The 11,353-nt window shown below is 68.4% G+C and carries 11 protein-coding genes; 6 read left to right on the forward strand and 5 right to left on the reverse strand.

The window, feature by feature from the left end:
- Positions 1-24: 24 nt before the first annotated feature.
- On the reverse strand, positions 25-714 hold the full coding sequence (locus tag E0W80_RS06975; RefSeq protein ID WP_131491843.1) for a TetR family transcriptional regulator: 690 nt from the start codon (positions 712-714) through the stop codon (positions 25-27).
- A gap of 80 nt (positions 715-794) precedes the next feature.
- Here E0W80_RS06975 and E0W80_RS06980 point away from each other — a divergent pair, with 80 nt between their 5' ends.
- From E0W80_RS06980 to E0W80_RS06990, 3 genes are read left to right on the forward strand one after another with little or no spacing between them, the layout of a single operon-like run.
- The gene (locus E0W80_RS06980) at positions 795-1,352 is read left to right on the forward strand and encodes a TetR family transcriptional regulator (RefSeq protein ID WP_165875414.1); all 558 of its coding nucleotides are present in this window, start codon (positions 795-797) and stop codon (positions 1,350-1,352) included.
- Positions 1,349-2,113, forward strand: coding sequence for an ABC transporter ATP-binding protein (locus E0W80_RS06985; protein WP_227992023.1), 765 nt, complete (start codon positions 1,349-1,351; stop codon positions 2,111-2,113). The genes E0W80_RS06980 and E0W80_RS06985 overlap by 4 nt, the downstream gene beginning before the upstream one ends.
- On the forward strand, positions 2,110-2,877 hold the full coding sequence (locus E0W80_RS06990) for an ABC transporter permease (protein ID WP_131491845.1): 768 nt from the start codon (positions 2,110-2,112) through the stop codon (positions 2,875-2,877). The genes E0W80_RS06985 and E0W80_RS06990 overlap by 4 nt, the downstream gene beginning before the upstream one ends.
- Before the next feature lie 18 nt (positions 2,878-2,895).
- On the opposite strand, the gene nhaA is transcribed toward E0W80_RS06990, so the two are convergent.
- The gene (nhaA, locus tag E0W80_RS06995; RefSeq protein WP_131491846.1) at positions 2,896-4,194 is read right to left on the reverse strand and encodes a Na+/H+ antiporter NhaA; all 1,299 of its coding nucleotides are present in this window, start codon (positions 4,192-4,194) and stop codon (positions 2,896-2,898) included.
- A 218-nt stretch (positions 4,195-4,412) separates the two neighbouring features.
- On the opposite strand from nhaA, the gene E0W80_RS07000 reads away from it, so the two are divergent.
- The 3 genes from E0W80_RS07000 to E0W80_RS07010 all read left to right on the forward strand — a co-directional run bounded on the left by E0W80_RS07000 (position 4,413) and on the right by E0W80_RS07010 (position 8,109).
- Positions 4,413-5,798, forward strand: coding sequence for a potassium transporter TrkG (locus E0W80_RS07000; RefSeq protein WP_240740471.1), 1,386 nt, complete (start codon positions 4,413-4,415; stop codon positions 5,796-5,798).
- A gap of 127 nt (positions 5,799-5,925) precedes the next feature.
- Positions 5,926-6,411, forward strand: a complete 486-nt coding sequence (locus E0W80_RS07005; RefSeq protein ID WP_131491847.1) for a hypothetical protein — start codon at positions 5,926-5,928, stop codon at positions 6,409-6,411.
- A 174-nt stretch (positions 6,412-6,585) separates the two neighbouring features.
- The gene (locus E0W80_RS07010; protein ID WP_131491848.1) at positions 6,586-8,109 is read left to right on the forward strand and encodes a SulP family inorganic anion transporter; all 1,524 of its coding nucleotides are present in this window, start codon (positions 6,586-6,588) and stop codon (positions 8,107-8,109) included.
- Positions 8,110-8,141: 32 nt separating this feature from the next.
- On the opposite strand, the gene E0W80_RS07015 is transcribed toward E0W80_RS07010, so the two are convergent.
- From E0W80_RS07015 to E0W80_RS07025, 3 genes are read right to left on the reverse strand one after another with little or no spacing between them, the layout of a single operon-like run.
- On the reverse strand, positions 8,142-9,608 hold the full coding sequence (locus E0W80_RS07015; RefSeq protein WP_131491849.1) for an alanine/glycine:cation symporter family protein: 1,467 nt from the start codon (positions 9,606-9,608) through the stop codon (positions 8,142-8,144).
- A gap of 60 nt (positions 9,609-9,668) precedes the next feature.
- On the reverse strand, positions 9,669-10,829 hold the full coding sequence (locus tag E0W80_RS07020) for a flagellar hook protein FlgE (protein ID WP_131491850.1): 1,161 nt from the start codon (positions 10,827-10,829) through the stop codon (positions 9,669-9,671).
- Positions 10,830-10,860: 31 nt separating this feature from the next.
- Complete coding sequence (locus E0W80_RS07025; RefSeq protein ID WP_131491851.1) at positions 10,861-11,298, reverse strand: flagellar hook capping FlgD N-terminal domain-containing protein; 438 nt, start codon at positions 11,296-11,298, stop codon at positions 10,861-10,863.
- Positions 11,299-11,353: the final 55 nt, after the last annotated feature.

Genomic DNA, 11,353 nt, shown 5'->3' on the forward strand with positions numbered 1-11,353 from the left:
GAGGAATCGGGTTCGGTCTGCGCGTCAGCGCGGCGGATCCGGATCCTGATTCGGGTCGTTCTCTCCTTTGTCGGACCGAGGGCCGCTGCGTCTGGACAGCGCTTCCTTGGCGGCGACGAGCAGCCGATCGTCGGCGTAGAGGCCGTGCGTGTACAGCTCCAGGACGGGGATGGTCGAGCGTTCCAGCAGGGAGGTCGTCAGCGTGGTCTCGCCGAAGGCGCGGGCGAGTTGGCGTCGCAGGATGACGGGGCCGAGGCCGTAGAGGGTCATGTACACGGCGGTCGCTTCGAGGTCGGATTGTGGGCGCATCGTCCCCTCGGCGATCTGCTCGCGCAGCATCTCCCTGGTGCGGGAGAGGAACGTGTCGAAGAGCCGGTCGGACGCGCCGGAGTCGTCGACGAGCATCCGAGCGAGGTAGTCCAGACCGGCGTTGCGCTCCTCCAGCGAGTCCAGGGCCTGGCGCATCAGCCGGGAGGCGTCAGCGCCGGTCATGCCGTCGCGCTCGGCGACGAACTCGTTCACGACGTGGGCGTCGCACACTTCCCTCAGCCCCTCCTTGCTGCCGAAGTGGTGGAGGATGAGCGCCGGGCTCACGCCGGCATCCTGTGCGATCTGTCGCACGCTCGTGCTCGCGAAACCCTGCTGACCGAACCGCGATATCGCGGCGTCGCGAATGCGCGCCCGTGTCGTGAGGTCCTCGGATGCTGAACGCATAGTCAGGATGCTAAACGGTTGTTCAGTCACGCGCAAGAGGTGATTGCATGCCAGTGATGTTAGTGACTAACATGACTGGCATGGCCCGCACCTCCGCCAGCGCCGAACGCCTGCGGGCGTCCGCCCTGCGATTGTTCTCCGAGCACGGCTTCGACGACGTCACGGTCGAGCAGATCGCTCGCGACGTCGGGGTGTCACACATGACCTTCTTCCGGCACTTCCCGACGAAGGAGGACGCGATCCTCGACGATCCCTATGATCCGTTCATCGCGGAGGCGGTGGCGGCACAACCCGCCGACCTGCCCTCCGTGGAGCGGGTGCGAAGGGGCCTGCTGCGCGCGTGGGATTCCGTGCCGGCGGCAACCCCGGAGGAGACGCGCACCCGAGTGACGATCATCGCGGGTCACCCGCGGCTACGTGCCAGGGCCTGGCAGAACACGCAGCAGACGGAATCCCTCATCGTCGAGGCCCTGACCGCTCAGGGGACGCCGAGGCGCGAGGCGGTCGTCGCCGCGGGCGCCTGTCTGGGGGCGGTGATGGCGGCGCTTCTGGAGTGGGGGTCGGAAGCGTCCGATGCACCCCTCGGCCCGACGATCGTCGATGCGCTCGGCCTGCTCGCCACCGGGGCGAAGCCGTGACCGCGACGAGAGCGCTGCCGGTGATGATCGCCGCCCGGCAGGTGCACAAGCGGTACGGAGACGAGGTCGCGCTGCGCGGGGTGAGCCTCGACGTGCACGGCGGCAGCATCCACGCGCTCGTCGGCTTGAACGGGGCGGGAAAGACCACGCTCATGCGCTCGATGCTGGACATGATCCGCCTCGATGCCGGACGGGTGAGTATCCGGTGCGAGGGCGACCTGGTCCCGGTGGAGAGGCTGCCGCGACCGGAATGGCGTCATGTCGGCCACATGATCGAGACGCCCTTCACCTACGCCGAACTCACGGTCACGGAGACGATCGTCGCTGCGGCCCGACTGCACGGGGTGTCGCGTGCGGATGCTCCGACGGCCGCGCAGGCCATGATCGATCAGCTCGAACTCGGTCAGTGGGCGCATCGGAGAACGCACTCCCTGTCGCTCGGGAACAGGCAGCGCCTGGGGCTGGCCGGGGCGCTGGCACATCGACCCCGGCTGCTGATCCTCGATGAGCCGGCCAACGGTCTCGACCCCGCAGGGGTGCACGTCGTTCGCAGGATGCTGCAGCAGGCCGCGGCGAGCGGTGCCGCGATCCTGATCTCGAGCCATCACCTCGACGAGATGGCCCGCATCGCCGACACCATCAGCGTGATGCACCGCGGGTCGCTCATCGGAACCCTCCCGTCACAGGGAATAGACATCGAACGGCAGTTCTTCGACATGGTCTCCGTCCAGGACGGCGTCGACGGGGGAGGAGCAGGATGAGGGCTGCGCTCGCCGTGGAATGGATCAAGTTCCGCAGGGCGACGACGGTGCGGGTCGCGACCGTCCTCATCACGCTCCTCGTTCCCGCGATGAGTGCGGGTTTCCTCGTCGTGGTGCGTTCCGACTCGGACGGCGCGCTCGCGATCAAGGCTGCGGCACTCCTCACCGATGTGGGGTGGACGGGCATCACCGGTTTCTCGGCGCAGATCATGTCGGTGGGCGCCCTGCTCGCGGTCGGCGTCGTCGTCGCCTGGGTGTTCGGACGGGAGTTCACCGACCGCACGTTCGGGGCGTTCTTCGCCGCCCCGACATCTCTCGGCGCCCTCGCCGCCGCCAAGATGCTCATCACGATGGTGTGGGGCGTCCTCGTATCGGGTGTCGCCGCGACACTCACCCTCGCGGCCGGCGCGCTGATCGGACTCGGTATCCCCGACGCGGATGCCGCGGCCGCGGCGGGGCGGATCGCCGTCGTCGGAGCGCTCACCGTCGTGCTCACGCTGCCGCTGGCACTGGTCGCCAGCGCTGCCCGGGGCTATCTCCCCGCGATCTCCGCGCTGCTCGCCGTGGTCGTGATCACTCAGGTCGTTGTTGCCCTGGGCGCCGGGGCGTGGTTCCCGTATGCCGCTCCCGGCATGTGGTCCGGGTTGGGCGGGGCGAGTCTCGCCGAAGCGGTCACACCGCTCCAATTGCTCCTCGCGCTGCCGATCGGAGCAGCCTCGGCCGCCGCGACCTGGTGGTGGTGGCAGACGGCCGAGGCGCGGTGACGCCGCGGCGTCCGAGGCTCAGGACTCAGCGTCCGCAGCGTCGAGTCGGCGGTACCGGCGGTTGCGGATGCCGAGGAGCACCGAGGCGGCGAGGGCCGCGACCACGGATGCCGTGAGGATGGCGACCTTGGCGTGGTCGTGGTGCTCGCTGCCGGCGGCGAAGCTCAGCTCCGCGACCAGGAGGGAGACCGTGAACCCGATCCCGGCGAGAAGGCCGACACCGACGATGTCCATCCACCTCAAGGACGGGTCGAGGTTGATGCGCCGGATCCTGGTGATGATCCAGGTGGCCGCCGTGATGCCGAGGGGCTTTCCGACCACGAGGGCCACGACGATCCCGACGACGACGGGGTCCGTGAAGGCCGAGACGAAGCCCTCGCCTCCACCGATCGCGACGCCGGCGGAGAAGAACGCGAACACCGGTACCGCGAACCCTGCGGACAACGGACGGAAGCGGTGCTCGAACACCTCGGCGAGACCAGGACCCGAGTCGGGTCCTCGGTCGGCCTTCTTGTGGAGTACCGGGATGGTGAAGCCGAGCAGCACGCCCGCGATCGTCGCGTGGACGCCGGACGCGTGGACCAGTGCCCAGGCGACCAGGCCGATCGGCAGGAGGATGAGCCAGGCCGCAGTGGGGCGCAGGTGGAAGAAGTCGCGATACCGCTGGGCGATCACGCCGTAGACCGCGATCACGACGAGGGCGAGCACGAGGGGGAGGACCTCGATCGTCTCGGTGTAGAACAGCGCGATGATGCCGATCGCGATCAGGTCGTCGACCACCGCGAGGGTGAGCAGGAAGATCCGCAGCGCGCTCGGCAGGTGGGATCCGATGATGGCGAGCACGGCGACGGCGAACGCGATGTCTGTCGCCGTCGGGATCGCCCACCCGTGTGCGGCTTCCGGCGAGCCTGCCACCACGGCGAGGTAGATCACCGCGGGCACGATCACGCCGCCCACTGCAGCGACGATCGGAACCACAGCGGTGCTGAACCTGCGCAGATCGCCGGCTACGAACTCGCGCTTGAGCTCGAGACCGACGAGGAAGAAGAAGATCGCGAGCAGGCCGTCCGCGGCCCAGGCGCCGAGACTCAGACGCAGATGCCAGGGCTCGTATCCGATCTCGAAGTCGCGCAGGGCGAAGTACGACTCCGCCCAGGGCGAGTTCGCCCAGAGCAGCGCGATCGCGGCGAGCGACACGAGGAGGATGCCGCCGACGGTCTCCTTGCGCAGGATCTCGCCGATGCGGCGGGACTCGTCGCGGGAGGAGGAGGGGAAGACGGCGCGGACTTTGGCGAGTCGCGGGGAGGGCTTGACCATGCGGGAGCTTTCGGGTCGATGAGCGTGTGTTCGTCGACCAGGCTTCCCGACACTCCGCCTCCCAGCTTACCCGAACGGTGGAAGCCGGCGTGCGTACCCAGGAGCCTTCCCGGGGCGCGCAGCTCCGTGTCGCCACCCGATTCCGCGTCCGACCGCTGCTGTACTGTGAATGGTCGGTGCGCCGGGAGTCGGCTCGGCGACCCGACAAGGAGCCCGTGGTGACCACCAGTCAGCCGAACGTCCGGACCGCGCGATTGTGGGCGCCGATCCGCTGGATCGCCGACTTCCCCCGTCGTTCGCCGGCTCGTGCGTCGATCGCGGTGTTCGTGCTCGCGGCGGTGCTCTTCACCGCGCTGTTGCGCCTGCCGTTCGCCGCGGCGGACGGTGTCGCCGCGCCGTGGGAGGATGCGACGTTCACCGCGTCGTCCGCCGTGACCGTGACGGGGCTGACCTCCGTCGACACCGGGACGTCCTGGTCGCTGTTCGGGCACATCGTGATCCTGCTCGCCATCCAGACCGGCGGGCTCGGCATCGTGACCGTCGCGCTGCTGCTCACCCAGGCCGTCACGCGCAGGCTGGGGCTGGGCGGACGCGTCTTCGCCCAGCAGGTGATGGGGGCGACGCCCTTGGGCGACGTCAAGCGGCTCCTCAAGATCGTCGTGCTGACCACGTTCATCATCGAGGGTGCGCTCTGCGCGCTGCTGCTGCCGGCGTTCATCGTCGAGGACGGCTGGGTGCGAGGCCCGTGGCACGCCCTGTTCTACAGCATCTCGGCCTTCAACAACGCCGGGTTCGTCCTCGATCCCGGCGGTCTCGCGGTCTACAGCCACAACGTCTGGATCATGGGGGTGCTCATGGTCGGCGTGATCGCGGGCAGCCTGGGATTCCCGGTGTACCTCGCCGTCATCGCTCATCTGTGGGGGCGCGGACGGTGGTCGCTGCACACCAAGCTGACCGTCACGACGACCCTCGTGCTGTTCCTGGTCGGCGCGGTCAGCTGGGGGGCGAGCGAGTGGAACAACACCGCGACCATCGGCACCCTGAATCCGCTCGATCGGATCCTCCATGCGCTGTTCGCGTCGACGATGATGCGTTCCGGGGGGTTCGCGATCGTGGATACTGAGCAGTCCACCTCGACGACCCTCCTTCTCACGGACGCGCTCATGTTCGTCGGCGGCGGGTCGATCTCGACCGCCGGGGGTATCAAGGTCACCACGCTCGCCGTGCTGTTCCTCGCCATCGTCGCCGAGGCCCGAGGCACCAGGGACATCGCGATCTTCGAAAGACGACTCCCCGAGAGCGTTCTCCGTGTCGCGATCTCCGTCACCTTCCTCGGGGCGTCCCTCGTCCTCGCGGGGACGGTGCTCCTCACCCTCACGAACAAGGCGCCTCTCGACCACATCCTGTTCGAGGTCATCTCCGCGTTCGCGACCTGTGGGCTCTCGGTCGGACTGTCCGCCGACCTCGACCCCTTCGGCAAGTTCGTCCTGTCCGCACTCATGCTCGCGGGACGAGTGGGCCCCATCGGTCTCGCCGCCGCCCTCGCCGTGCGACAGCGCACCGAGCACTTCACCTATCCCACCGACCGTCCGATCCTCGGGTAGTCGCCGACACGCCTGAGCGCGATGAGGCGTCCGGTGCATCCGGCCTAGACTTCCGTGCAAGCCCGCAGGTCGGGCCGGAGAGCCGGGAAGCCTGGTCGGCACCACTCTTCGACGACCGAAAGACCTGATGCACACCACGATCGCGTACAGGGGCGACATCGCAGACGCCCATCCCTCGCCGTCCGCCGCGCCCGAGGTGGCCGACGCGCGCTGTCTCGTGTGGTCGATCGACCTGACCGGCGTCGAACGCCGTCGCGAGGCGGGACGCCTGCTGCGTGCGGGGGCGGCCGAGGCGCTCGCGGCCAGCGGCGCGTACGGAGACCTGAGGCACCTCGTCCTCACCTATCACGGCCCCGACGCGAGGCGCCGATCACTGCACTTCACCGCTCGGGGTATCGCGCGGCGGCTGCACAGCGAGCTCGAACGAACGCGGGGGCGCTACGTCGACGTCGTCGTCATCGACCTGTCAGGGATCGATCGTCGCGGGCTGCTCGCGCAGCGCGTCGACGAGCTCGCGAGCACCGGCCGAGGCATCGTCGGGTACGCCGCCATCCCCTGGGAGGACCTGCGCGGCGAGAGCATCCGCGACACCTGCACGCGCGACGTCATCTAGCGGGGCGCGGCGGCGCCCCGCCCGCCGACTCCCCGACACCGGACCTCACGTAAGGTTGGAGTCTGCGTGCGCGCATTTCTGCGCATCCCCCCTTCTTCCGTGCCGAGCTCCGTGGCGCATGCGCACGGTCCGTGCGCGCCGTCCGCTCCTTCGCAAGCCCCTCCAGGAGAGCACATGACTGCTGTCGTCCCCGCCCCGGAACGCCCGTCTCGCTACCGCATCGAACCCACCGTCATGCAGGCGCTGCGGAACCCGCGTCTGCTCACCCGTGAGGTCCTCGCCGGGCTCGTCGTGGCCCTCGCGCTGATCCCCGAGGCGATCGCCTTCTCGATCATCGCCGGGGTCGACCCCCGGGTCGGCCTCTTCTCCTCGTTCGTGATGGCCGTCGCGATCTCGTTCCTCGGCGGACGCCCCGCGATGATCACGGCGGCCACGGGGGCCGTCGCCCTGGTGATCGCGCCGGTCGCACGTGAGTACGGGATGGACTACTTCATCGCCACCGTGCTCCTCGGCGGAGTCATCCAGATCGGCCTCGCCCTGCTCGGCGTCGCCAAGCTCATGCGATTCATCCCCCGCTCCGTGATGGTGGGCTTCGTGAACGCGCTGGCGATCCTGATCTTCACCGCGCAGCTGCCCCAGCTCTGGGACGTGCCGTGGCTGGTGTATCCCCTCGTCGCCGTGGGCCTCGCCATCCTGTTCCTCATGCCGCGCATCACCAAGGTCGTGCCGGCACCGCTGGTCACGATCGTGCTGCTCACGGGCGCCGTCGTCGTCTTCGGGTGGACCGTGCCGAACGTGGGCGATCAGGGTGAGCTTCCCCAGAGCCTGCCCGAGCTGTTCATCCCGAACGTCCCCTTCACCCTCGAAACGCTCGGGATCATCGGCCCGTTCGCTCTCGCCATGGCGGCGGTCGGCCTGCTCGAGACGCTCATGACCGCCAAGCTGGTCGACGACATCACGGACACCCACTCACGCAAGACCCGTGAAGCCTGGGGCCTGGGCGTCGCGAACGTGCTCTCCGGAGCCTTCGGCGGGATGGGCGGATGCGCCATGATCGGCCAGACCATGATCAATGTGAAGGCGTCCGGTGCGCGCACGCGCATCTCGACGTTCCTCGCCGGTGTCTTCCTGCTCATCCTCGTAGTCGCCCTCGGCAACGTGGTGGCGGTGATCCCGATGGCGGCCCTCGTCGCTGTGATGATCCTCGTCTCGATCTCGACCTTCGACTGGCACAGCATCCGCCCGTCGACGCTGCGCCGCATGCCGAAGAGCGAGACCGCCGTCATGGTGATCACCGTCGCCGCGACCGTCTGGACCCACAACCTCGCGATCGGTGTCGTCCTCGGAGTGCTCACGGCGATGATCATGTTCGCCCGGCGGGTCGCGCACTTCGTCACGGTCACCCGTACCGTCGCCCCGTCGGAGTCGGGGGACATCGCGCACTACGAGGTCGTCGGGGAGCTGTTCTTCGCCTCGAGCAACGACCTCACGACTCAGTTCGAGTACGCGGACGACCCCGAGCACGTGGTCATCGACATGACGCGCTCACACATCTGGGACGCTTCGACGGTGGCTGCGCTCGACGCGGTGGCCACGAAGTATGAGCGTCTCGGGAAGACGGCCAGCATCCAGGGGCTCAACGACACCGCAGCAGCGTTCCGTCGCCGTCTGAGCGGGAACCTCGGCGCCGGGCACTGAGCAGGGGCGCCCCCTATCCGGCCTTCCGCCCCTCAGCGCCGACGAGCTCGGGGCAGGTCGATCGGACCCGTCACCGACAGCTCGTTCTCCCAGACCTCGATCCCGCGCACCCCGGGCAGTCGCGCCTGGGTGAAGACGGGATCCAGTCCCTCTCGTCGTTGCTGCGTGTAGTCCTTGAGGAGCTTGAAGGCGACGCCGGAGAGCAGAGCGATCGCGACGAGGTTCACGATCGCCATGAAGCCCATCGCGCCGTCGGCGAAGTTCCAGACGACGTCGGCCGAGACCAGCGCACCGGCGAACACCGCGGCGATCGCGAAGAGACGGTAGCCGAGCAGCACACCGCGGTTCGAGGTGATGAACTCGATGTTGGTCTGTCCGTAGTAGTAGTTGCCGAGGATCGAACTGAACGCGAGCAGGAAGATGATCACGATCAGCAGGATGTTCGACCAGCTCCCGAGGGCGCCGACGATCGCCCCCTGCGTCAAGTCGATGCCGCGCTCCGCGTTCGCGAGGTCGGGGACCGAGACGAGGATGATGAACGCGGTGATCGAGCACACGAGGAAGGTGTCGAAGTAGACGCCCAGCGTCTGCACGAGGCCCTGCTTGACGGGGTGCGTCACGGCGGCACTCGCGCCGGCGTTCGGCGCCGAGCCGAGGCCGGCCTCGTTGGAGAACATCCCGCGCTTGACGCCGGTGAGGATGATGTAGCCGAGGGCTGCTCCGACGATCTCGTTCGGCCCGAAGGCCTGGGTGAAGATCAGGGAGAAGACCTCGGGGAGTCGCTCGATGTGCATCGCCACGATCACCAGTCCGAGCAGCAGGTACAGCAGCGCCATGACCGGCACGAGCGTCTGGGTGACCGACGCGATCCGGCGCACGCCACCGAAGATGACCAGACCCATGAGCAGCGCGAGTGCCGCGCCGATGACGACGGGCAACCAGGCGGCGGACTCGTCGCCGAAGCTCCCCGAGATGGTCGCCTTGATGGTGTTCGCCTGCAAGGAGCTGAAGGCGATGGGGAAGCAGATGATGAGGATGACGGCGAACAGCACGCCCATCCATCGGGCACCGAGTCCGCGCTGCATGTAGTACGCGGGTCCGCCCAGGAATCCGTCCTTGTCGCGCGTCTTGTACAGCTGCGCCAGGGACGACTCGATGAATGCGGATGCGCCGCCGATGAAGGCCATCAGCCACATCCAGAAGATCGCGCCGGGACCACCGATCGCGATCGCGGTTCCCACTCCGGCGATGTTGCCGACTCCCACTCGGGAGGCCGCGGAGATGGTGAAGGCCTGGAACGCGGAGACCGATTGCGGCTCGCCGGTCTCGGTCCGTGGCGTCCGGTCCTTCAGGGTGCGGAACATCTCCGGGATCAACCGGAACTGCACGACGCCGGAGCGCACCGTGAAGTACAGGCCGAGGAGGACCACGATCGGCAGGACGAGCCACGTCCACAGGTTGTCGCCCCAGGTCAGCAGCCACTCATTCACAGCATCCATCCGCACAGTATGGCAGGGCGGCGACCCGCGATGTCACGGGCCGCCGCGGTTGCCTGCCGCTCAGCGCTTGAGGTTGGTGAGCTCCTGCAGCACCTCGTCGCTGGTGGTGATGATGCGGGCGTTCGCCTGGAAACCGCGCTGGGCGACGATCAGGTTGGTGAATTCCTGCGACAGGTCGACGTTCGACATCTCGAGTGCACCGCTGATGATGCCGCCCAGGCCTTCGGTTCCGGCCTCTCCCAGCGTCGGCTCCCCGGAGTTGCCACTGGGGCGGAACTGCGAGGATCCGGCCTTCTCGAGTCCGCCCGGGTTGACGAAGCCGGCCAGTGCGACACGAGCGAGCACCTCGGTGTCTCCGTTGCTGAAGGTACCGACGAGGCTGCCGTCGTTCAGGAGCGCGTACGAGCTCAGCGTGCCGGCCGGCTTGCCGTTCTGCTCCTTGATCGCGACATCGCTGACGTCCGCGAAGCCGGTGACCGCCGAGAGGTCGACCGTGACGCCGCCGGAGACGATGGAGGACGCGGCCGTCTGCGCGCCGTCGGTGAATGCGAGGGCGGTGGTCGCACCGCCGGGCTCGGTGACGTCCCAGCCCGTCGCGGTGCGGGTGAAGGTGAGACGCAGCGACGTGGCCGCGCCCTCGGCGTCGTAGGTCTTGATGTCGCGCACCAGTTGCTCGCCGACGGCGGCACCGGAGGGCAGGTTGCCGGTGACGCGGGCGGTGGTGGTGGCGGTGGCGGGGCTCAGGGCTCCGACGGGGAGCCGGATGTCGCCGATGCCCTGGCCGGGGACGATCGCGCCGTTCTGAGCCGTCCATCCCTGCACGAGCGCGCCGTCGGCAGAGACCAGCTTGCCGCTCGCGTCGAACGAGAACCCGCCGTTGCGGGTGTACAGGGTCTCGCCCCCGGAGCGCACGACGAAGAAGCCATCGCCCGCGATCATGAGGTTGGTCGGTACTCCGGTGGGCTGCGGGGCGCCGGAGGCGAAGTTCGTGCTGATTCCCGCGACCTGCACGCCGAGGCCGACCTGCGCGGGGTTCTGACCGCCGGAGGCCTGCTGCGGCATCATCGAGTTGCGGACGAGCTGCGAGAGCGAATCCTGGAACTGCACGGCCGAGGCCTTGAACCCGGTCGTGTTGACGTTGGCGATGTTGTTGCCCGTGACGTCGAGCATGGTCTGGTGCGAGCGCAGACCCGAGATTCCGGCGAAGAGGGAGCGGAGCATGATGATGCCTTTCTGGGATGTGCGGGGCTGGTCAGGACTGGGGGCGGGGGACGAGGGAGACGCCGGAGACGGCATCGAGCGGGATGGACGCTTCGCCGATGGTCACGAGCGGGACAGGGCCGGCGTACGACACCGACGTGACGATGCCCTTCTGCGTGACACCCTCCTCGTCGACGTACTGCGCCTCGTGGCCGATCAGCGCGGCGGCCGTCTGGCGCATGCTGAGCGCGAAGTTCTCGGTCGACGTCGCGGAGAGTGCGGTGAGCTGCTCCATCGAGGCCAGCTGGGTGGTCTGCGAGATCATCTCGTTGGTGTTCATGGGGGAACTCGGGTCCTGGTTGGTGAGCTGCGTCACCAGCAGCTTCAGGAAGACCTCGGAGTCGAGCGTCTTCTTGCGCTCCGCCGGGGGTGTGGTGCTCCCCGTGTGCACCCCGGAAGGGGGGAGGGTGCCGGAAATCGGGTCGGTCATGGGATTCCTCTCGGATCAGGCGAAGACGTCGATGCCGCCGTGCGGCGAGCGGAGG

This window comes from Microbacterium sp. PI-1, from assembly GCF_004337555.1.
GTDB classification, from domain to species: Bacteria; Actinomycetota; Actinomycetes; order Actinomycetales; family Microbacteriaceae; genus Microbacterium; species Microbacterium aurugineum.